This window comes from Pyxidicoccus sp. M6 (assembly GCF_055568925.1).
Genome location: NZ_CM145714.1, coordinates 8,355,269 through 8,376,971, shown reverse-complemented (window position 1 = coordinate 8,376,971; position 21,703 = coordinate 8,355,269). Strand labels below are relative to the sequence as shown.

Here is a 21,703-nt window from a genome sequence, read left to right as displayed (position 1 = left end):
CGCTCCTGCGCGCGCGGCCCCGGGCGTGATTCAAGACGGTGATGGGCTCAAGGCGCGGGCGTGGTGGCCTGCTCGGACTTCTCGGGCGCCTCTTCCTTGCCCGTCACCATCTCCTTCACCTTCTTCACCGCGCCGGACGGGTCGATGTTCCCCCGGAAGGTGCCGATGGGCGTGTCGATTTCCTGCTCACGCTTCTCGCCGGCCGCGTAGCCCTCGGGCGCGCAGAGCGCCTTCGAGGTGTCGCGCACGGAGACGATGGGCGTGTCCACCGACGTGCGGTCCTCGGAGGTGGCCTTGGAGACCAGCTTGTCGTCGCGCATGAGCACGCAGCGGTCCTCGCCGTAGTACCAGGCGGTGGACTTGTCGGGGAACTCCTGCGCGCGCGAGGGGCCATTGCCCATCGCATCCACGACCTCGCGGGACGACATGCCGGGGTAGAGCTTGTCGAAGCCACCCGAGCTCGCACAGCCGGCGGCGGCGAAGGCCAGGACGGCCGTCAGGATGGAAAGACGCATGGGGTGTGGGAACTCCTATGAAAGAGGAGTCCCCAACGTATCCCGTCGCGCGGCCCGGCCTCCAGGGAGGGGCCGGGCGCGGGACTCACAGCTCCTGGTCCAACCAGCGGACGATGGCCTCGCGGATGGAGGCCGGCCGCTCGGAGGCCAGGCGGGTGCGCGGCGTGCGCACGGCGTCCGAGTCGCGTACGAGCGCGGCGGGTACGGCCTCGCGGGTGCGCGACGACGTGCGGGGCACGACGGCGACGGCGCTCATGACTGGCCTTCCTCCTTCTTGGGCGCGCCGTGGCCGTACTTGCCGAGGAGGTCATCCACCGCCTCGCGGAGGTACTCGCTCTGGTGGATACGGGTACGGCGGGCCAGCTCGCGAAGCTTCTGGACCTGCTCCTCCGGCACGAGGACGTGGGTGGAGACGATGTCGGCCTCGGGACCGCGCGCGGCGACGGGCGCCTCGGCGGCGGCCGGTGACGATGGAGCCTCGGGGCTCATGGGGCTGGCGCTTCCATCCTGCATCGGACTTCCTCCGGGCGTAGCTGCTACAGGCCGCTACCGACCTGTCCGCGGCATTAGGCGGGCAGGCAGGCGCTCCGTCAAAAAAAGTGCCGTCCGAGAGGCTCGCGCCGGGCGCGCCTTGAAGCGCGAGGCCTCCAGCGTGAAGCGGGCGCGCAGGCCGTTGCGCCGCAGCGTGTCCAGCCACTGCATTGCGTCCGAGGCGGCGATGCCCCGGCGGATCAGCGCGTGGTACATGTGGCAGATTTCGTCCGGAAGGCAGCTCGCGAAGGTGATGGGATCGTCATCGCCCAGGCCTACCAGCACCGGGGCCACGTCCGGGTCCGCCGCGCGGTGCAGCGGCTGGAGTGAGAAGACGGGGTGCTCGTCCAGGGGCAGGTCGCCGATGAGCATGTTGCTGGAGGGATTTGCCTCCACCGTCATGGCGCGGCTTGCGATGAGCTGGCGCAGGTATCGCTGCGCGTCGCGCAGCATCCGCACTTCGCCCTCGTCCACGAACACTTCCTGCGGCGTCTGCCCGCGCGCATAGACGCCCGGGTCCGTGAGGTACGCGCAGAGCAATTGCCCGGCTGCGTCCCGCCGGGGCCCGAGCGAGCGCGTGGAAGCAGGGTGGGCCAGAGCCCCCATGAATGGGTAGCCGAGGTGCTCCAGCCACGCGGAGGTGTACCGCCGCGCGCGCGCCTGCAACAGCGCCGACGTCCTGTCCCTCCAGCGCACCAGTGGGCCGTAGATGTGGTGCGCCAGTTCATCAATCCAGGAGTGGAGTTGCTCCAGCCGCGCGCTGTGGGTGGGAAGCTGGCCGTGGCGGTAGAGGTCCAGCTCCCACAGCAGGTCCTCCAGTCGCTCCTCGGCGGGCTGGTAGATGGCCCTCGAGTATCCGGCCCACGCGACGGGGTCCACGCCCAGCGCCACCGCGTGGCCCAGCCGGTCTCCCGGGTGGAGGATGCCGAACTCAAGGGGCTCCGCGATGCGGCGCAGGCCCTCCGACAGCCGCCGGAAGTCCTCGCCCGCGTGCAGCGTGAAGCGGAAGGGCGGCACGTCGCCGTCCTGCGCGAGCCTCGCCGAGGCCGCCGTCGAGCACCGGCGAAGCCGCTCGAAGAGCGGGGCGAACACCCAGGAGGGCATCGCCAACTCCAGGCTGCAGATGTCGAAGCCGCGCAGCACCACGAGCAGCTCCGGGTGGCGATCCAGCGCCGTCTCCACTGCGCGCACCTGTCTCGAGGCGGCGTGGAAGTACGCGCCGTAGCGGCAGTTGTAGGTGGGGAACCTCGGGTCCGCGTGCGGGCGCCCGCTGGCATGGCGGAGCTGCTTGGTGAAGTGGAGGACGAGTCCTCGCTCCGGGTGGCAGCCGCGCGGCTCGCGTGCGGCGGCGATGCCGTGGACCAGGTGGTACACGTCCGCCCACGACTCCGGAGGCGACGTGCGGACCTCCAGGGACTTCAGCCGCGTGGGGCCTCGGCCCTCCAGAGCCAGGGCCGCCATCATCATCGCGCCGTCCAGCCCGCGGCGCAGACCCTGGATGCGCTGGAAGTGGGTGGAGAACCAGTCCAGTCCCGCCGTGCCGGGCTCCTGCACGAGGTACCGGTAGGTGCGTCCGCGGATGCGGACGTACTGCCAGAAGAGGCGCTCGAACAGCTCTGTGCTCGGGGTGGGCGGCGCCGCGCGTAGGTAGCGGAGACAGGCGTGGAGGAAGTGCAGCTCCGGCAGGCCCGTCTCCGGGGTCTTCCAGCGGAAGAGCGGATCCGCGCGGGCCACGTCCTCGGTGCTGGTGGGCAATCGCTGGGACGGAGGACCCGTGAGGCGGCGGAGCACGGGACGCAGCGCGCCCGGCGGCAGCGGCTGCTGGCCCCGCTGAAGCGCGTGCAGTACCGCGAGGTGCACGGCGGAGTCCATGCGTCTGCGCCGCGTCAGCTCCGCGAGGAACGCGTGCAGGTCCTCCCGGTGGTGCCAGAGAAAGGAGGCCAGGGACACACGCGCCAGCGCGGCGGTCATCAGCCAGGAGAGGAACGCCTTCCCGCCGCCGAAGGGCGGCGCATCGGTGCGCCCCAGCGAGCTCGACTCGAAGTCCTCCGAACCTACGCGCGTCATCAGGTTGGTCCACAGCAGGTCGAAGGAGAGGGCCGCGCCCAGGTGGAGGTGAACGTGCGCCACGCCCTCCTCGCCGAAGAACCGGGCCAGGTGCCGTGCGCCGAGCGAGACGTGATCGCACCGGGGCTCCTCGCCAACGAGGGATGCATGGGCGGCGAGCAGCAGGTCCGGCGGCAGCGCGAGCGACAGCCAGCGCCAGCGGGCCACATGCCACTCGTGTCCGGGAGGACCGTCCCTCACGGCCACCTGACCTCCCGTGGACATGAGGCTCTGGTCGGCGAGCGCCTCCAGGAAGCGCGCCAGGCGCACCTCGTGGCCCTGGAGGAAGCCCGAGGCATCCCGGGGCTCGAACCAGACCTGGTTGCGCACCTGGTACAGCACCTCCAGCGAGGTGCCCCGCGCCCTGGGACGCAGATGGTCCATCATCGCCTGCGAGAGCTTCGCGGTGGCGTCGCCTTGCGCTCCCAGCGAGGTCCGCTCCAGCGCGAGGAAGCAGCCACGAAAGGCCGGCTCGGACCAGAAAGGCCAGGCCGCCATCTCCACCGCGAGGTGCTCGCTGGGCATGGGCGAGGGCATCACTTCCTCTCGGGGGGCGTCGGGGAGGGCTCGCGGCCGACGAAGTCGTGCCAGGGATGACCCGGCGTGGCCTGATCGATTTGTGATTGCAGCTCCGACACGTCATTGGGTTCGGCGCGGGAGCCCTCTCGCACCAGCGCGACCCGCAGTCGCTCACGCCGCAGGCTCCGGATGATTTCGGAGGCCACCGTGCCATGTTCGCTCCAGGGGCCCAGGAAACCAGCTGCAAGCTCAGGAGGGAGTCCCACCTCGGGTGCCCCGAAGAGGGTCGCGGCCCCCGCCACCCACTCCGCGAGTCGCGTCTGTCGGCGCCCGACCACGGACGACGCGGCGAGACCGAGGAGTTGATGTCCGTCGTCCGTCAGCGCGGCCGCGTCCGTCTTCATGTCGATGAGGACGGGCTCCGCCGTGCGTTTGCGCCAGATTCGCGACGTGCCCTCCAGCACCGCATGCGCGAGCGCTCCGATGGCGGCGTGCTCGAGGGTGTTCCCCAGGGCGAGCTGCGTTGGCAGTCTCATGAGGCCGTGGAAGGCTTGGCTCCACACCTCGTGCGCGAGCTTCCAATCGAGGAAGGTGGGCCACCACGGCCCCAGCCAGTCCACTTGCAGGTCATGGCTGCCCATGCGAAGCCGCGTGGACACCTGGGGCAGTGCGCCCCTCATCGCACGCTGGACCTGCGTGGTAACGGGCTCCCCGAGCAGGGGAAGGGGCTCGTGGTCCTGCTCGTCCGCCTGGATGTCGTGGGCCACCTGGAGCAATCCCTGGCACACGCGCGAGGGCGCCTTCAACCAGGGTTCGAACTCGTGCACGTCCAGTCCCCAGATGGGGAGGAGCAGGTTGTCCGGTAGCCGCAAGGGGTGCAGCTTGTGCTCCGGGCTGGGCCGCTCCGGGGAGCGGGGGTAGTCGACGAGCTGCTTCAACGGACGAGTTAGCTGGAGCTCAGCAAGCCTTCCGTCCATCTGGAAGGCATTCCGCGGACAGCCCATGGCTTCCTCGGGCCTGCCGTCGTGAAATTGGTTCCATAGGTCCGCGAGCGCCTGGAGTGCGCTGCCCTGGGAACCGGAATAGGCACGAAGGGTGCGCGTCAGCGTCTCCATCTCCGCGTCCGTGAGCACGAGGTTCGTGCTGACGTCGAGCCGTTCCAGGTATTCGCCGAGCGTGGAGGGGTGCTGTACGCCGACGCCGTGGTGATGCCGGATGGTGATGCTGGCGAGCGCCGCGACGAGTGTCTCCTGAATCGGCTTCACGCGCGGTTTTCGCTGTTCAATCTTCGTCCCCCATTCGTGTTGGGGATGGCTTTCGTCAAGGGATGCCAGTAGCTCCTCGGCGCTCATGCCCTGCTGACCGGCACGCTCCAGGGCGCGCTGGGCCCGCGTTCTGCGGTGCTGCTTCAGCTCGGAGAGCAGCGCGGGCAGATGCTCGAAGCGCTCCAGGGGTTGCAACCATGCCGCAAGCAGGCCATTGGCGACCTCTGGAGAGAGCCCGTACTCGGGAGCGGCGAGCAGCATCGCCTCGGAGAGCCACACGCGAAAGCGGTGTGTCCTCTGCGTCAAGCTCTGGTCTGGATTCCCCATGCGAGCTCGCGCGTCTTCGACCAGCGGCTTCGTGAGCTCCTCCCAGTTCAGAGGGACGTTCTCCTTCGGTGGCAGGGGCCGTCGCGTCGCTCCCACGGCGACGATGCCGGTGAGATAGAGGCGGACCAGTTCCCCTTCCATCCGGGTTCCAGCATCGTTGCTCACCCGCATCGTGGGGACCTGCTCGTTCCAGAACTGGTCGAAAAGCATGAAGTCCACCGGCGCCCGCCAGAGTGGCATGGGCCAGTGAAACGACAGTTGAATCGCGGGGCGCCAGGGGGCCGGGAGGATGGACTCCGCGAGCGGATAGGCGTGCGCAGAAAGGTCTGGGCTCGGTGTGACGAAATGTCCACCGAGCCCGTCGGCCGTCACCGAAGCCGCGAGTAACAGCAAGTACGTCAGGATTTCGGGGAGCTCGCGTGGCTCCTCGCGGTTTGGGAATGAGGTCTCGAACTTATAACCGGTGATGCTGCGCACCCGGAGCAACTCGCCCTGCATGGTGGGAAGGGAGGCCAACGGGGATGGCTGGTGCTTGAACCTTCCCCTCAGGGAGAGCCGCAACTCCCGCTCGGGGCTGAGCTGGAGAAATTGCTCGAGCGCCGTCCGTTCCTCGTGTTGCCAGTCTCCATTCTGCACCTCGTGTTGCCAGAGTTTGCGGACGCGCTCGCTGGCGCGCGGGTAGCGTACGATGACCGCCTCGGAGTTCAGGGCGCGCCGCACGGATTTCGGCAGCCCTTCGCGGAGCAACGGGACCATGTCGAAGTAATCCGCGAGCCTTGCCGGTGGCAGTCCCGATTCGCTCGCATCGCGCTCGATGGGGACATCGAGTGCGCCCCTCAGCAAGGTCAGTCGTTCGCCGCCTTCCAAGGCATGGATCCTGAAGCGGTGCGCCGGTGGGATGACCTTGTCGTAGAACTGGAGCGCGACGCTGCGGGGGGTGGGGTTGACGTCCACGGACGCCAGTTCCTCCGGTGAGAAGGGAGTGCTGACATTGGGCGGGTAGCGCATCAGCCGCATGCAGTGGAAGTGGAGTGTCTTGACGAACAGCTCGCTCTCGCCTGTCAGCACGAAGACGACGCGAGAGGTCCACAGGGTGCGCAGGAGCAGCAGGAGCTGCACGCAGTGGTGGGGATTCATGTCCGCATCGTCGATGGGAATGACGAGGCGTGCGTCGCTATCGACGAGCCGGGGCCAGAGCTGGTGGGCATCCTTGATGACCGCATCGACGAAGTACCGCCAGCGGTCCGCCATGCCGAGCCGGGCGCTCTCACCGTACTTGAGCTCCTCCGCGTATGTGTCCGAGTCGAGGCTTCCGCGGCGCTGCGGGAGGTTGCTGTCCCAGCCGAGCGCTGAGCACTGGAGGAACTCCCGGAACGCCTTGCGCGACTCTCTCTCTCGCTCCCAGCGCGGCTCCCAGCTTGCGATGGCCTGAGGCATCTGCTGCGCGGGCTCGGTGGAGCAGGGTATCTCCAGGTGGTCCACGAACTCCATGATGCGGGCGGCAATCCACTGAAGGATGGAAGCGGATTCGGGGAGGGGCTGCAGGTCGAGCGGGAGCACCGGGACCAGCTTGCGCGCGAGGGGACCTCCCGTGAGGAGTTCGACGACCTGGTTTTTGGGATTGAACCGGCGCTCTTCGGGACGGGGCGGGTCACTCGGCGCATCCCAATCCTTCGTGAACGTGTCCAAGGCCTCTCCCGCGGCGGACTTCTGCCAGAGCGACAGGAGGGTGAGGAGCACGCTCGTCTTGCCGCTGCCACGCCCGCCGTCAATGAGGATGACATTGCAAGGGCGGCGCTCGAAAAGCTGCTGGTAGTCGAAGGGGGTGAACCGCGCGGTTGGCCCGGAAGGCTCCTGTTTGCGACCGACGAACTCGACGAGCCACTCGTGCACCTTGACCACGACCTGCTGCTGCTCGCCGGTCAGCTCGTCCCATTTCAAGGGGCGGGCTTCCTCGTGGACAGCACCGCCACCCAAAGGATGCGGTGGACCTCCCGGCTTCCTGGTCCCGTCTGGCATGGCCTCCCCCTTGGGCCGCGTCCGCGCGCGGAATCCCCAGGGAAGGTAGAGCGCGCGCCTCGGAGGATGTGACGCCACGGGCGCTCCAGGCAAGCGGCCGACCGAGGGGTGGCCCGGGGCCGGCGGCGCGGCGCTCGATGCCACGGCCCCTTCATGCCTGATGGGTGCGTCCGACAGCGGCAGAAGGGGAGCGTCTTTCCTGGAGGGGAACGGGCGTAGGAGACTCCGGGCCCCATGTCCCTTCGCCCCTTCGTCCTGCTGGCGTGTTGTGCCCTGTCCGGCGCGCCCATCGCCCTGGCCCGCGCCGCGCAAGAACAGGCGCCGGAAAGTCCTGACACGCAAACCGGTGACGCTCCGCGGACCCTCCTGCCCCAAGAAGAGGTGCCCGCCCCGTTAGAGGAGTCGCCCGCGGCTTCTGGCCCTCCAGCGTTCCCCATGCCAGTCGCCGATGTCGAGCCGGAGTCCGGAGTGGAGCCAGTCATCCCCCAGACGGTGGTGACGGCCACGCGGGCGCCCCAGCCCACGTCGAGCCAGCCCCGCGCCATGTCGGTGGTGACGCGCGAGGACCTGGCGCGCCGGCCCGCACGCACCACGCCGGAAGCGCTCTTCGAATCCGAAGGCGTCTTCCTCCAGAAGACGAACCACGGCGGCGGCGCGCCCATCCTCCGAGGCCTGTACGGGCAGCACGTGCTGCTGCTCGTGGACGGCGTGCGGCTGAACAACGGCACCGTGCGCTCGGGGCCCAACCAGTACCTCAACACGGTGGACCCGTTCCTCGTGGAGCAGCTGGAAGTGGTGCGCGGGCCGGGCTCGGTGCTGTACGGCTCGGACGCACTGGGCGGAGTCGTCAACGTGCGCACCTTCTGGCCTCGCTTCGCGTCGGAGGCTACGCCCATCGGCACCGTGCGCGCGCAGGCGGGCAGCGCGGACGAGAGCCTGCAGGGGCACCTGCGCGCGGGCGTGTCGCTCCAGGACACGGCGGTGGCCGGCGCGCTCACGCTGCGCGACTTCAATGACTTGCGCGGCGGAGAGCGCGTAGGCGTGCAGCGCTACACGGGCTACCAGGAAGGAGACGCGGCGCTGAAGGTGCGCCAGCGCCTGAAGCCGGGGCTCCAGCTCTACCTCCAGTACCAGGGCGTGCGGCAGTCGGACGCGCCGCGGTTGGACCGCTCGGTGCCGGGAGACTTCCGGCGCTTCAGCGACCAGGAGCGTGACTTCGCGCACGCGCGGCTGGAGCAGACGAGCTCCGGCTGGCTGCGGCGGGGCGCGCTGGAATTCAGCGTGCACCGGCAGGCCGAGCAGGTGGACCGCTTCCGCGTGTCGAGAGACAGGCTGGATCGCGACGACGTGAATGTGTGGACGGTGGGTGTGCGCGCGGAAGGCGAGGCGTCGCCGGTGGACGCGCTGCCCGGCGCGCCCGCGCCGCTCTTCGGAGTGGAGGTCTTCCACGACAAGGCGTCGAGCTCCTTCGGGCGCAGCGAGCTGTCGGGAGAGATGCTGGACTTCGCACCCAGGCCCGAGGACGCGCGCTACCCGGGCACGCCCACGGCCCTGGCGGCCGGAGTCTTCGGCCTGCTGTCGAGCGACGTGGCCCGTCCCTTCTCGTACCACGCGGGCCTGCGCGCCCAGCTCCACCGCGTGTCGCTGCCCGAGGACGCGCGGCTCGCGGCGCTGTTCCCCGACGCGAGCGTCCCGCTGCCGGTGCTGCCCGCGACGACGCAGAGCGCGGTGGGGCTGGCCGGTGAGCTCGGCGTGAGGCAGCGGGTGGCGGACGGCATCTCGGTGCTCCTCAACCTGGGCTCGGGCTTCCGCGCGCCGAACATCGACGACTACCTGCGCCTGGGCGCGGAAGGCCCGGGCTATCTCGTGCCGGGAAGGGACCTGCACCCCGAGCAGTCCTACACGGCCGAGCTGGGCACGCGCGTGGACCGGGGCCCGGTGGGGGCGCAGCTCTTCTATGCCTTCACCCTGGTGGACGGACTGGTGGGCAACGTGCCGACGCTGCTGGACGGGCAGGAGCTCAACCCGGACGGAGTGCCGTACCTCACGCGGCAGAACCGCGAGCGCGCGGACATCCACGCGGTGGAGGCGGCGGTGTCCGTGAAGGTGCTGCCGTCGCTGACGTTGGCGACGCACGCCACGTACACGCACACGCGGCAGAAGCGGAGGGACCTCACGGCGGAGGGGCAGCCACTCATCCTGGAGCCGCTGTCACGCACGCCGCCGCTCAACGGGCTGGTGCGCGCGACGTGGGAGCCGAGCGAGACGTTCTTCGTGGAGGGCGTGACGCGCTGGGCGCTGGCGCAGGATGACTTCTCCGCGGCGGACATGCTGGACATCCGCACCTGCGCGGAGGTGCCGGACTGCGCGCGCACGCCGGGCTTCATCGTCTTCCACGCGAGGGGCGGGGCGAGGCTGGGCAAGCGACTGTCAGCGGCGCTGACGCTGCAGAACCTGTTCGATGCGACGTACCGCACCCATGGCTCCGGCGTGGACGAGCCGGGCCGCTCCGCGGTGCTCTCCCTGGAGGCTTCGCTGTGATGCGCCAGATGATGATGCCGTGGCTGTGCGTGATGGTGTTGGGCATGGGCTGCGCCTCGGGGCTGGGTGAGGCGTGCGACGCGGGGAATGCGTGCCCGGATGACCTGGTGTGCAGCTTCCCGAGCGGAGAAGACGGACCCGCGCCGCGAGGCATCTGCGACTACCCGCTGCGCGGCGAAGGCGATTCCTGCACGGTGGCGGCCGAGTGCGAGAAGGCACTGACGTGCTCCAACCATTTCACGCCGGGAGACCGCTACGGGACGTGCGTGAAGTCGCGAGCGGACGGAGAGGCGTGCTTCACGGACCGCGACTGCGTGAGTGGCGCCTGCGTGGGAGCTTCGGGCACCGCGATTGACGGAGTCTGCGGCGAGCCGACCTGAGCGCTCGGAGCCAGACTGGGCGTGGAGTCGAGCCGAGCTGGAAATAGAAACCCCGCCCCCGGGTGAGCGGGGGCGGGGAGCAGGGTGTCCGGGCTTACACCCGGACGGACGTCAGCGGCGGGTGGGGGCCCGCCGTGCACGTGCGGCTACTGGCCGTCGAGCCGGCCGTCCAGGTTCCGGTCGAGCGCGACGCGCACGCCGGAGCCCGGAGGAACCGCGGTAAACGTCACCTCCTGGCCAGCCGTGTTGGCCAGCGCGCGGAGCGCCGCGGTGGTGATGTTCGCGCTGCCGTCATCCGGCTTCCACGTGCCAGCCACGCGGTCGAACAGGAAGCCCTTCACCCGGCCCGCCAGCGCCGCCTTCGCCACCAGGTCCGCCTCGTACGTGTTGCCGCCGAGGATCTTGGACACGAACGGCGCCTTGGCGCGGGCAATCAGCAGGTCGACGCGCGCACCCACGGCGGAGGCGTTGCCGTTGTTGAGGGTGATCTGCTGGCCGACGATGGGCGCCAGGTCGGTGTCCGACGCCAGCATGAAGGCCTCCACGTCGCGGCGCTGGGTGTCGTTCTGGAAGCCCACCAGCGGTCCACCGATGCTGGTGTTCGTGAACACGATGGCGCTGAAGAAGCGGAACAGCGTGTCCACCGCGCCGTCGTTCGTGAAGCCGAAGCCGCGGACCTGGTCTCCCAGCTGCCCCGACTCGGGGTGCGTGAAGAAGCTGTTGTCCGGGAAGCCGAACATGCCGACCTTCGTGTACATGTTGCGCGTGTGGGGAATCTTCACGATCTGCGTGATGCCCTCGAAGCTCGCCTTGCCGTCCGTGCCGAAGAAGCCCTGCGAAGCGTCGACGACGTGGCAGCCGTTGCAGTTGAAGCCGTTGTCGGCGCCAATCGCGATGCCGTCCACGCGGCGGCTGCCGAAGTAGAAGTCCTTGCCGGCCTGCTGCGAGGCGGTGAGCGTGTTGTCCAGCTTGCGCACGGGGTTGGGCGGCAGCTGCACCTGGAGCTGGAACGTCGTGAACTTGTTCATCTCCGCCTCCGTCGGCTGCGAAGCGCGTCCGAGCAGCCCGGGGAAGGCGACGATGAAGTTCTTGAACGACAGCTCCTCGTCGTACGCGCCGGCGCCGAAGAAGCCGTTCGCGCGGTCTCCACGCCAGTGCATGGCACCCTGGTTGTTCATGCCGCGCAGGGTCTGCGTCGTCATGGGGCCCTTCATCGGGTGGAACGAGTTCTCGTCGTTGGTGCCGTTGACGTCCGAGGCCGGGTGACCGGTGAACGTGCGGAACAGGCCAATCTCGAGGTCGCTCGCGAGGCGCTTGTCGATGGGGTTGGACGTCACGACGTCATCCGGGTTGCCCAGGTCCCAGGCCAGCTCGTCCTTGTCGCCGAAGATGTGGCAGCTGGCGCAGGACGACTCGCCGTTGGCCGACGAGAAGGAGGCGTCGTAGAGGAACGGGCGGCCCTGCACGACGGAGGAGGGCTCCGGGTTGTACAGCGCCGCCGAGGCCACCTGGCCCTTGGTGGCGAGGTCGATGACCTTCACCGCGTTGTCGAAGCGGGTCATCACGTAGAGGCGGTTGCGAGCCTCGTCCAGCACGAGGCCGCTGGGGCCACCGCCGGTGACGGGGATGTAGTTGGCGCTCGCGGTGCGCGGGTCGAAGGCGTTGCTCTCCAGCGCGGCCGTGTCGAAGACGCCGACCTTGCTGGAGCTGAACGCGGCCACGTACAGCTTCGTGCCGTCCTGGGAGACGACCATCTCCGTCGGCGTGGAGAGGGTGTGGTTCTTCGCCGTGGAGTCGAAGCCGGGCTTCCCAGCCAGCTTCGAGTAGTCGATGTGCTTGTTGAGGTGGCGCGGGGTGACGGTGCCACCGGCGATGACGGTGATGCGCATCTTCGCCAGGTTGCCCTGCACCGTGCTGCCGCCGAACTCACCCGGGCCCTCGAAGCGGGTCAGGTTGTTGGCTTCGCTGTTGGACGCGTAGATGGCGCCCGACTTCGGGTTGGTGGCGAGGTTGAAGATGGTGGTGCCCACGCCCGTGTAGAAGGCCGTCTCCGTCAGGCGGTCCGCGTCGATGGCGAACACGTCCTTGTCCGGCAGGCGGAGGCGCACGCCGTTGTTGAAGTTGCGGCCGAGCGTGTCCTGCCACTGCCCGGCGGAGGCGTTCCACTTGACGATGAGGCCGGTCTCCGGCGCCTTCTTGCCCTCGATGTTCGTGGACGGTCCGGGCAGGCCGCCCGGCATGAGGTTGTTCCCCCAGGGCCACGTGTCGGGGAACACGAGGCACATGCCCGCCTTGTCGAAGCCGTTGCAGACGCCTTCCAGGTTGACGGTCGTCGTCTGGTTGCCGGACTGGGCGATGGCCGCATAGACAATCTTCTTGTCCGGGCTGGTGGCCAGACCGCGCGGCGTGTCACCGAAGAGCGTCACGATGCGCAGCGGCGTGCCACCGAGCGTCGTGCCCAGCGAGGCCGGGTTGAACACCCAGACGTCCGCGCGGCCCACGCTGGCCGTGGTCAGCTGCGGGTCGCCCGCGCCGGGCACGCCGGAGATGGACGCGTCCGTGCGCTGTTGGCCGCGGTGCGCGGTGGTGATGAAGGCATATCCGTTGGTGCCGGCGAAGACGATGTCGCGCGGCTCGTCACCCACGAGCAGCGTGCGCACCACGCGCGGCGTGCCGCTCAGGCTCACCACGCTGACGCTGTCCGAGAGGTGGTTCACCACCCAGACCTCGGTGTTGCTGCGCACGGCGACGGAGACGGGCTCCAGGCCCACCGGGACTTCGGCGGCCAGCGTGAGGCCGGCGCTGCTGATGTTGAAGATCTCCAGCCGGTTGTCCGGCGTGTTGACGGCGAACAGCTTCGTCCCATCCGGAGAGATGGCCAGCGGACGTACGTGCGCGCTGTCGAACTCGATGAACGCGGGCGACTGCGCGGCGGCGGTGAATGCAGTCAACAGGGACACGGCGGCGCACAACGAAACGGCTCGAGCGCGCCAGCGACTTCTGCTTGCGCCCACTTGCTGGGTACTCACCATACGGACCTCCTCGGGACGGGGAAGCGTTGCACTTCGGGAATACCAGGGGATTTCGTGACATCGCCCCCACCGAAGGGAGGGGGAACGGCCCCTCCTCGCACGCGGAGCAATGCCTGACACGGTGCGTTGCGTAGCTAACGAACAACTCCTTCGCCTGTGACGCGATGCGGTGTGCGTTTCATGACACTCATCGTGCGCCCGCATGGTTCACACTAGGGGTGATTTACGCGGCTTCCGTGGTCTACTCGCTGACGCATTCGGCCGAAGGGGAGCGTGCCCATGCCGAGCCTTCGAAACACATCTGGGAATCGTCATTCGCCGGCGACGGGGCTGGCAGGCGCCGAGGCACCCTCCGGAGAGCGGCTCTGGCATCTGTTGCCAACGAAGCTCTCGCCGCCGCAGACGGCCTCCGTGCTGGTGACGCGCGGCGCCGCGCTGCGGAAGGTGGACGAGGGCATCCGCGGCAAGCTGGTGCTGGTGACGGCACCGCTCGGCTCGGGCAAGACGACGCTGCTGACGCAGTGGTATCGGAATGCTCGCGCCCCGCACCTGCTCGCGTGGCTGTCATTGGACGAGCAGGACAATGCGCCCGAGCGCTTCTTCTCGTACCTCGTCGGCGCCATCCGCCGCGTCGCGCCGGACTTCGACGCGTACAGCACCAGTGAGCTGGACCACGCGACGTCCGTGCTGCTGCGCAGCCTGTGGAACCTGGGCCGCGAGCTCGTGGTGGTGCTGGACGACTTCCACGCGCTGCGCGAGCGCTCGCTGGTGCGCGCCTTCTCGTACCTGCTGGACCACTCGCCGCCGCACGTGCACTGGGTCGTCTCGTCGCGCCACGTGCCGGAGCTGGACCTGGCGAAGCTGAAGCTGACGGAGCAGCTCGTCACGCTGGACGGGCGTGATTTGAGCCTGGACGGTGAGGCCATCCGCGAGCTGGGCCAGCGCCTGTGCGGCTCGGCGCTCACGAGCGAGGACGTGGACTACCTCGCGTCCCGCACGCAGGGGTGGGTGGCCGGCGTGAAGCTGGCGCTCCTGTCCGCGGGCGAGCACGCCAGCGTGAGCGACTCGCTGAGGAAGGCCATCGGCTCCAACCACGACGTGGCGCGGTACCTCGCGGACGCGGTGCTGCGCGAGCAGGCCGACGACGTGCGCGCGTTCCTGGTGCAGAGCTCGGTGGTGGAGCACCTCAACGGCGAGCTGTGCAACGCGATGCTGGGCATCACCCACGGCCCCGCGCTGCTGGCGAACCTGGAGCGGGCGCAGTTGTTCATCCAGCCGCTCGACACCGAGCACCGCTGGTACCGCTACCACCCGCTGTTCCTCGACGTGCTGCGAGCGCAGCTCGCGTGCGACTTCGGGGACCGCGTGCCCCGGCTGCACCGCGCGGCGAGCCAGTGGTTCGCCGAGCACCAGATGCCGGACCCGGCGCTCACGCACGCGTTCGCCTCCGGGGACCGGAGCTGGTGCCTGGAGCTCACCGCGCGCTGCGTGGAGGCGTGGATGCGCGAGGGCGAGATTGCCTCCGTGCTCCAGTGGACGGCGAAGCTGACGGAGGACGAAATCATCTGTTCTCCCACCATCTGCGTGGGGCACATCGCGTGTCTCATCCTGTCGCGCCGCTTCACGCACGCGACGACGGCGCTGGAGGACGCCTGGCGCGGCATCGAAAAGGCGTACGCGGCGACGGACCCGGAGCGCGAGCGCCTGTCGAAGCGCCTCGCGCACCTCTCGTTGATGCACACCGTCCTGTCCGAATCGGCCCCGGTCTCCGGAGTCGAGCTGGACGCGTCGCCGGGAGTGGAGGAGCCGGACGTCTTCGTCGCGAGCGCGGTGCTGGCGGCGAAGGCGTACCAGGCGCTCCGGATGAACCGGTTCGATGCGATGCGCCGGCTCGCGCTGAGCGCGCGGGAGACGCTCCAGGGGCTCAACAGCCCCTTCCTGACGGGCTACTCGGACGTGCTCGTCGCGCTGGCGGACAGCGCCCAGGGGAACATGAAGGAGGCGGCGGAGCGGTGCGAGGAGGCCTATGAGCGCGCGAGCCGCGGCCGGCGCAACCCGGTGTGGGTGAACGCGGCGACGGCGCTGGCCAAGGCCCGCTACGAGCAGAACCGGCTCGACGAGGCCGAGGCGCTCTGCGTGGAGGTGCTCCCGGTGATTCCGCAGGCCACGGTGTTCGAGACCTTCTCGCTCCCGTACTTCCTGCTGGCCCGCATCAAGACGATTCGCGGCAAGTACGCGGAGGCGTACCGGCTGCTGGATTACCTGCACAGCGTGCTCGAGTGCAGCAACCAGACGCGCTTCCTCGCCCACGTCTGCGTGGAGAAGATTCGCCTCTACCTGGTGGAGCAGTCGCCCGCGCGGATGCGGGTGGTGGCGCAGGAGTTCGAGCTGGGCGAGCGGATGCGGCGCGGGGAGTGGAGCGAGAAGCGCTTCTACGACGAGACGTGGGAGCAGCTCGGGCTCGCGCAGGCGTGGGTGCTGATGTCGCGAGGGCGGCAGGGCAAGGCGCTGGCGATTCTGGAGACGCTGCGGGCCAGCGCGCACGACGTGGGCTACGTGTCCCGCGAGGCGGCGCTCCTGGCGGCCATCGCCGTGTGTCACTGGCGCGCGGGGGATGCCTCGGCGTCGTTCGCCGCGCTGAACCGGGGCTTCGCGCTGGTGCAGCGGTTCGGCTTCGGGCGCAGCGTGTTCGACGAGACGCCCGGGCTGCAGGAGGTCATCGTCGCGGCCGCCACGCAGCGCAAGCTGAGCTTCGCGCTGCCGGAGAAGTACACCGCGCGCTACCAGGACCTGCTGTCGGTGGGAGACTCCATGCCGGCCGAGTTCGCCGCGCCTCCCAGCGCGCCCCTGGAGCCGCTCACCGAGCGGGAGCTGCAGATGCTCAAGCTGCTCGCGCAGGGGCTGAGCAACCAGGAGATCAGCGAGCGCTCCAACGTGGCGCTGTCCACCACCAAGTGGCACCTGCGGAACGTCTTCGCCAAGCTGGAGGTCACCACGCGCACGGCCGCCATCGTGAAGGCCCAGGAGCGGCTTCAACGCAACCTGTGACGGGCCCCCGCCGCCCCACCGCGTACAGGCCGTGTCCGCGCCGTCCCTCGCCAGGAGGGCGGATGTCCGCGCGGCTGGCGCTCAGAGGATGTAGAGCACCAGCACCGTCGCGATGAGGATCTGTAGGGCCACCGTCCAGGCGGTGACCTCGCGGATCGGCAGGAGAAAGGCCTCTCCGTGCTGCTCGCGTTCGACTTGCGCGCGCAGCCGCCGGCCCTGCTTCAAGGCGGACCACATCAGCGAGTAGCCCAGGATGACGAAAGCGGAGGAGAGCGCGACCACCACCCAGCGCGGCCACTCCTTGACGAGCAGGTCCGTGGCGAGCGCGCCACCTCCCGCGATGGCCGCGCCCGTCCTCACCAGCGAGAGCAGGGTCCGCGTCGCGGCCATGTGGGTGCTCTCGAGAGCGAGCTCGGAGGAATCCATCGCCTGCTCCCCCTACTTGCTCACCGAGATGGACTTGCGGAAGGCCGACAGGCTGTAGACGAAGAACGCCACGCCCACCGCGGCCACCATCAGGAACTGGCGCCACACGGCCCAGAGGCCGCCGCCGCGGTAGATGATGATCTGCGAGAAGCTGACGAAGTGCCGGGCCGGCAGGAGGTACGTGACGTACTGCAGCCACTTCGGCTGGCTCTCCACGGGCGTGCTGCCGCCCGACAGCAGCATCAGCACCAGCACCACCAGGATGATGAGCAGCGCGAACTGCGCCATGGAGCGGGAAATCGTCCCCAGGAAGATGCCGAGCGCCGTGGCGAAGAACAGGTAGAGCACCACGCCCAGGAGCCACAGCGTCACCGAGCCCGCGAACGGCACCTTCAGCACCAGGTCCACGACCAGGAAGAGAGAGGCCCCGGTCGCGACGAGAATCACCAGGCTGTTGGCCCAGACCTTCGCCATTGCAATCTCGAACGAGGTCAGCGGCATCACCAGCAGGTGCTCCAGCGTCCCGTGCTCGCGCTCGCGGATGACCGCCGCGCCCGTCAGCACGACGGTCAGCAGCGTTATCTGGTTGATGATGGCCACCACGCTCTTGAACCACGAGGAGACGCCGTTGGGGTTGAAGAGCTTGCGGACGACCAGGTTGACGGGCCTCGGCCCCGCCTCCTCCGTGCGCCGCAGGTAGGAGTCGACGCGGTCGGTGATGATGTTCCGGATGTAGCCGGCGCCGATGCCCGCCTGCTGCATGGCCGTGGCGTCGATGTTCACCTGGACGTCCGGGTTGCGCCCCGCGCGGAGGTCGTGCTCGAAGCGCGGCGGAATCACGACGACGAACAGGTACCGGCCCCTGTCCATGGCCGGCTGGACCTCATCGGCGCTGATGGTCTCGGGCAGCTTGAAGCGGGGAGGGTAGAAGGCGTTGAGCAGCTCCTTGGACAGCGCGGACCCGTCCTCGTCCACGAAGGCAATCGAGGCGTTGTTCACCTCGCTCGAGGTGCCCGTCGCCTGGACGTAGATGGCCAGGGTGAACGCGTAGATGACGAAGACGACCATCACCGCGTCGCTCAGCAGGCTGCGAAGCTCCTTGAGCCCGAGCCACAGGATGTTGAGCAGCGAGTTCACCCCTATTTCTCCTGCTTCTTGAGGCCGGCGAAGCTGATGGCCAGGAGGACGGGAATGCACACGGCCAGGAAGAGGATGTCCGGCAGGATGAGTCCCGCTCCGAGCCCCTTCGTGTAGGCCCCCAGGCTGGCGTGCATGTAATAGGTGGCCGGCCAGATGGAGCCGATGAGCGCGGCACTGCCTTGCAATGTGGAGACGGGCTGCAACAGGCCGGAGAACTGGATGGTCGGAATGATGGTCAGGATGGCCGTGACGAAGACCGCCGCCACCTGGCTGCTGGTGAACGTGGAGGTCACCATCCCGAGACCCGTCGTCGCCATGACGTAGAACAGCGTGCAGAGCATCAGCATCAGGAAGCTGCCCTTGACGGGCACCCGGAAGACAATCAGCGTCAGCGCGGCCAGGATGAAGAAGTTGGCCATGCCGATGGCGACGTAGGGCAGTTGCTTCCCGATGAGGTACTCCAGCCGTCCCGTGGGCGTGACGTAGAAGTTGATGATGGAGCCCAGCTCCTTCTCGCGCACGATGCTGACCGTCATGAGAATCGCGGGTATCAGCAGCAGCAGCAGCGCCGGGACGCTCGGCACGATGGAGTAGATGCTCTCGAAGGTCGGGTTGTACATGAAGCGCTCTTCGAGGCTGGCCGTGGACTTCTGGGGCTCGGCGGTCCCGAGGCCGGTCGCGGGGTCCCTCAGCATCCCGCCGTGGACGCCCTGCACGTATTGCTCGACGGTGTCGCCACGGAAGGTCATGGCGCCGTCCACCTGCGCCAGCACCTCGGGCCCGGCGCGCCGGCGGAAGTCCCGGCCGAAGTTGGGAGGAATCTCCAGCACCACCGAGACATCGTCCGACTGCAGCCGGCGGAGCGCCTCGTCCGCGGACTGGGCGGGCGGAGTCCGCGCGAAGTAGGGCCTCGCCGCGGCGAACTGGTCGAGGTACGCACGGCTCTCGGAAGACTGGTCCAGGTCCAGCGCGGCGAAGCGGATGTCCTCGACGTCGGTGGTGATGCCGAAGCCGAAGACCAGCATCAGCAGCGCCGAGCCGATGAAGGCGAACGCCAGCCGCACGGAGTCCTTGCGAATCTGCACCGCCTCGTTGTGGGCGTACGCGAGCATCCGGCCCAGGCCGAGTTGGAACGCGCTCCGCTCCTTGTGCGCGGGTTGGGCCAGGGGCGCTTCGGCCGCGGGCTTCTCGGGCGCGGGGGCAGGGGAGGGGGCCGCCTCCTTCTTCTCCGCGCGCGCGCCCTCGGCGATGGCGTCCTCCATGTAGGCGATGAAGGCGGTCTCCAGGCCGTCGGCCTTCTTGGCCTCGATGAGCTTCTGGGGCTCATCCGCCGCGAGCACCCGTCCCGCGTGCATGAGGGAGATGCGGTCGCAGCGCATGCCCTCGTTCATGAAGTGCGTCGTCACGAAGATGGTGACGCCCTGATTGCGCGACAGGTCGATGAGCAGCTCCCAGAAGCTGTCACGGGCGACCGGGTCCACGCCCGACGTGGGCTCGTCCAGGATGAGGATTTTCGGCCCGTGCAGCACGGCGACGGCCAGGGAGAGGCGCTGGCGCAGGCCCATGGGCAGCGACTCGGCGTCCGCATCCAGGTGCGCGCCCAGGCCGAACCGGTCGACCAATTCGTCGATGCGCCGCTTCGCCTGCTCTTCCGGCAGGTGGTAGAGCCGGGCGTGCAGGACCAGGTTCTCGCGCACGGTCAGCTCGCCGTAGAGCGAGAACGCCTGCGTCATGTAGCCGAGGTTCTTGCGCACCTCCATGCTGCCGGCCTCGACGGAGCTGCCGAAGAGCTTCGCCGACCCCTCCGTGGGAGGCAGCAGCCCGGTCAGCATCTTCATCGTGGTGGACTTGCCGCTGCCGTTGGAGCCGAGGAAGCCGAAGATCTCGCCGCGCTCAATCGACAGGGTGACGTGGTCCACGGCGATGAAGGTGCCGAAGCTGCGCGTCAGTCCGTTGGCCTCGATGGCCAGCTCTCCCTGGGCAGACGGGCGGGGCGGGATGGTGAGCTCCTTGTGGCCCTTGCGCTTCTCCTCGGGCAGCAGCGCGATGAAGCACTTCTCCAGGTCATGCGTCCCCGTGCGCGACATCAGCTCCGCGGGCGTCCCCGTGGCCAGCACGCGGCCCGCGTCCATGGCGACAATCCAGTCCCATTGCTGGGCCTCGTCCATGTAGGCGGTGGAGATCATGACGCTCATCCCCGGGCGCCCCGCGCGGATGTCGTCGATGAGCGTCCAGAACTGCCGCCGGGACAGCGGGTCCACGCCGGTGGTGGGCTCGTCGAGGATGAGCAGGTCCGGGTCGTGCACCAGCGCGCCGCAGAGCCCCACCTTCTGCTTCATGCCGCCCGACAGCTTGCCCGCGGGGCGCGCCGCGAACTTCGCCAGCCCCGTGGCCTCGAGCAGCTGCGGGATGCGGACCTTGCGCTCCTCGGGAGACAGCCCGAACAGGCGGGCCATGAAGTCGACGTTGTCGTAGACGCTGAGCTCCAGGTAGAGGTTCTTCCCCAGGCCCTGCGGCATGTATGCGATTCGCGGGCCCACGTCGCGCCGGTGCCGGGCCTCGGCGATGTCACCGTCGAGGACGATGACCTTGCCCTCCTGCATCTTCTTGGAGCCGGCGACGAGGGCCATCAGCGTGGACTTGCCCACGCCGTCCGGCCCGACGATTCCCACCATGATGCCGCTGGGCACGTCGAGCGAGATGCGATCCAACGCGACGACGTCGCCGTAGCGATGCGTCACGTCCTGGATGGAGACGACGGGCCCGCTCGGTGTAGCGCCCGGCGATGCTGGAGACGCGGAAGAAGCCATGTCTGAGCCCTCTCGGGTCGCCGGGCTACCGGGAGGCGGACTCGGCCGTGATGACCTTCTGCAAGCGGGCCGGCCACTGCGCGTTCGGGTTCACCTTGACGTAGCCGACGCCGCGGATGCCTGTCTTGATGCGCTCGACGTAGCGGGTGGCCAGCTCCTTGGGGACCTGGACCTTCACGCGGAACACCAGCTTCTCTCGCTCGCTCTTCGTCTCGACCTGCTTGGGGGTGAACTGCGCCTCCGGGGACACGAAGCTGACGTACCCGGGGACCGCGCGGTCGGGCTCGTAGTCCACGGTGATGCGGGCCTCGGAGCCCAGCTTCAGGCTGGCGGCCTCGTTGGCCGGGAGGAAGATCTCCATGTAGACGTCCTCAAGGTTGACCACCGTCAGCGCTGGCCCTCCGGGCTGCAGGACCTCGCCAGCCTCGGCGAGGCGGTAGAGGACCCGCCCCGTCACCGGAGACTTGAGCGTCGCGTCCGCGATGCGCGTCTGGATGGTCTTCGCGCTGGCCTTCGCGACCTCGACCTGCTCGATGGAGGACTTCAACATGGCCTGGGCTTCCGCCAGGGTGGCCTTGGTGGTCTCCAGCTTGCTCGCGCGCACGTCCAGGTCCCGCTGCGAGCCGGCGCCGTCCTTCACCAGCCGCCGGGCGCGCTCGAGCTCGATGGAGGCGAGATCGATTTCGCTCTGCTGCTTGACGATGGACGCCTTCGACACCGCCTGGCGCTCCTCCATGGCGGCGACGTTCGCATTGGCTTCCGCGAGGCTGGCTTGAAGCGTGGTGGTGTCCAACTGCACCAGCACCTGGTTGGGTCTGACGATGTCGCCTTCATTCACGAAGATCTTCTGCACCCGCAGGGGCTCCTTCGCTGCGACGTCGACCAGCTTGGCCTCGATGCGGCCATTGCCCGCGACGATTCCCTCGGGCAGCGCGGCTTGCCTTCCCTTCCAATAGCGGAAGCCAATGAACGCGATGATCGCCACGGCGACCAACCCGATGACCCATTTGGCCTTTCCATTCTGGAGTTTCTTGGCCATGGCAG

Annotated in this window: 13 protein-coding genes; 3 read left to right on the top strand and 10 right to left on the bottom strand. The window is 68.8% G+C overall.

The annotated features are described in order from the left end of the window. Positions 1–47: 47 nt before the first annotated feature. From ACVTJA_RS32810 to ACVTJA_RS32790, 5 genes are all read right to left on the bottom strand, one after another. On the bottom strand, positions 48–515 hold the full coding sequence (locus tag ACVTJA_RS32810) for a hypothetical protein (protein ID WP_465825513.1): 468 nt from the start codon (positions 513–515) through the stop codon (positions 48–50). A gap of 85 nt (positions 516–600) precedes the next feature. Further along, positions 601–771: a hypothetical protein gene (locus ACVTJA_RS32805; protein WP_465825512.1), complete on the bottom strand. Its 171-nt coding sequence runs from the start codon at positions 769–771 to the stop codon at positions 601–603. Next, a complete protein-coding gene (locus ACVTJA_RS32800; protein WP_465825511.1) occupies positions 768–1,028 on the bottom strand; it encodes a ribbon-helix-helix domain-containing protein in 261 nt (86 codons plus the stop codon). Before ACVTJA_RS32800 ends, ACVTJA_RS32805 begins: the two co-directional genes overlap by 4 nt. A gap of 33 nt (positions 1,029–1,061) precedes the next feature. Further along, positions 1,062–3,677 carry a hypothetical protein gene (locus tag ACVTJA_RS32795; protein WP_465825510.1) on the bottom strand — a complete coding sequence of 872 codons (2,616 nt, stop codon included), beginning with the start codon at positions 3,675–3,677 and terminating at the stop codon, positions 1,062–1,064. 11 nt (positions 3,678–3,688) lie between these two features. Continuing rightward, the gene (locus ACVTJA_RS32790) at positions 3,689–7,204 is read right to left on the bottom strand and encodes a hypothetical protein (RefSeq protein ID WP_465825509.1); all 3,516 of its coding nucleotides are present in this window, start codon (positions 7,202–7,204) and stop codon (positions 3,689–3,691) included. Between the two features lie 513 nt (positions 7,205–7,717). Here ACVTJA_RS32790 and ACVTJA_RS32785 point away from each other — a divergent pair. Together ACVTJA_RS32785 and ACVTJA_RS32780 are read left to right on the top strand one after the other, a co-directional pair. Beyond that, on the top strand, positions 7,718–9,823 hold the full coding sequence (locus tag ACVTJA_RS32785; protein WP_465825508.1) for a TonB-dependent receptor plug domain-containing protein: 2,106 nt from the start codon (positions 7,718–7,720) through the stop codon (positions 9,821–9,823). Next, positions 9,823–10,203, top strand: coding sequence for a hypothetical protein (locus ACVTJA_RS32780; RefSeq protein ID WP_465825507.1), 381 nt, complete (start codon positions 9,823–9,825; stop codon positions 10,201–10,203). Before ACVTJA_RS32785 ends, ACVTJA_RS32780 begins: the two co-directional genes overlap by 1 nt. 146 nt (positions 10,204–10,349) lie before the next feature. On the opposite strand, the gene ACVTJA_RS32775 is transcribed toward ACVTJA_RS32780, so the two are convergent. After that, positions 10,350–13,235, bottom strand: a complete 2,886-nt coding sequence (locus ACVTJA_RS32775) for a YncE family protein (protein ID WP_465825506.1) — start codon at positions 13,233–13,235, stop codon at positions 10,350–10,352. A 375-nt stretch (positions 13,236–13,610) separates the two neighbouring features. Between ACVTJA_RS32775 and ACVTJA_RS32770 the strand changes: the two genes are divergently transcribed. Continuing rightward, positions 13,611–16,283, top strand: coding sequence for a winged helix-turn-helix domain-containing protein (locus ACVTJA_RS32770; RefSeq protein WP_465825505.1), 2,673 nt, complete (start codon positions 13,611–13,613; stop codon positions 16,281–16,283). 81 nt (positions 16,284–16,364) lie between these two features. On the opposite strand, the gene ACVTJA_RS32765 is transcribed toward ACVTJA_RS32770, so the two are convergent. Genes ACVTJA_RS32765 through ACVTJA_RS32750 form a run of 4 tightly spaced genes read right to left on the bottom strand, consistent with a single transcriptional unit; the run spans position 16,365 to position 21,698 of the window. Beyond that, the gene (locus ACVTJA_RS32765) at positions 16,365–16,709 is read right to left on the bottom strand and encodes a DUF202 domain-containing protein (RefSeq protein ID WP_465825504.1); all 345 of its coding nucleotides are present in this window, start codon (positions 16,707–16,709) and stop codon (positions 16,365–16,367) included. A gap of 12 nt (positions 16,710–16,721) precedes the next feature. Continuing rightward, the gene (locus tag ACVTJA_RS32760; RefSeq protein ID WP_465825503.1) at positions 16,722–17,846 is read right to left on the bottom strand and encodes an ABC transporter permease; all 1,125 of its coding nucleotides are present in this window, start codon (positions 17,844–17,846) and stop codon (positions 16,722–16,724) included. 2 nt (positions 17,847–17,848) lie between these two features. Next, positions 17,849–20,659, bottom strand: a complete 2,811-nt coding sequence (rbbA, locus tag ACVTJA_RS32755; RefSeq protein WP_465825502.1) for a ribosome-associated ATPase/putative transporter RbbA — start codon at positions 20,657–20,659, stop codon at positions 17,849–17,851. A 25-nt stretch (positions 20,660–20,684) separates the two neighbouring features. Further along, positions 20,685–21,698 (bottom strand): HlyD family secretion protein, encoded by a 1,014-nt coding sequence (locus ACVTJA_RS32750; protein WP_465825501.1) that lies wholly within the window; start codon positions 21,696–21,698, stop codon positions 20,685–20,687. Positions 21,699–21,703 lie beyond the last annotated feature (5 nt).

Excerpts from the sequence above, each read along its gene's own strand:
- ACVTJA_RS32795 (WP_465825510.1), bottom strand. The coding sequence starts at position 3,677 with ATGCCCAGCGAGCACCTCGCGGTGGAGATGGCGGCCTGGCCTTTCTGG.
- ACVTJA_RS32805 (WP_465825512.1), bottom strand. The coding sequence starts at position 771 with ATGAGCGCCGTCGCCGTCGTGCCCCGCACGTCGTCGCGCACCCGCGAG.
- ACVTJA_RS32775 (WP_465825506.1), bottom strand. The coding sequence starts at position 13,235 with ATGGTGAGTACCCAGCAAGTGGGCGCAAGCAGAAGTCGCTGGCGCGCT.
- ACVTJA_RS32785 (WP_465825508.1), top strand. The coding sequence starts at position 7,718 with ATGCCAGTCGCCGATGTCGAGCCGGAGTCCGGAGTGGAGCCAGTCATC.
- ACVTJA_RS32750 (WP_465825501.1), bottom strand. The coding sequence starts at position 21,698 with ATGGCCAAGAAACTCCAGAATGGAAAGGCCAAATGGGTCATCGGGTTG.
- ACVTJA_RS32800 (WP_465825511.1), bottom strand. The coding sequence starts at position 1,028 with ATGCAGGATGGAAGCGCCAGCCCCATGAGCCCCGAGGCTCCATCGTCA.
- ACVTJA_RS32765 (WP_465825504.1), bottom strand. The coding sequence starts at position 16,709 with ATGGATTCCTCCGAGCTCGCTCTCGAGAGCACCCACATGGCCGCGACG.
- ACVTJA_RS32780 (WP_465825507.1), top strand. The coding sequence starts at position 9,823 with ATGCGCCAGATGATGATGCCGTGGCTGTGCGTGATGGTGTTGGGCATG.
- rbbA (WP_465825502.1), bottom strand. The coding sequence starts at position 20,659 with ATGGCTTCTTCCGCGTCTCCAGCATCGCCGGGCGCTACACCGAGCGGG.
- ACVTJA_RS32810 (WP_465825513.1), bottom strand. The coding sequence starts at position 515 with ATGCGTCTTTCCATCCTGACGGCCGTCCTGGCCTTCGCCGCCGCCGGC.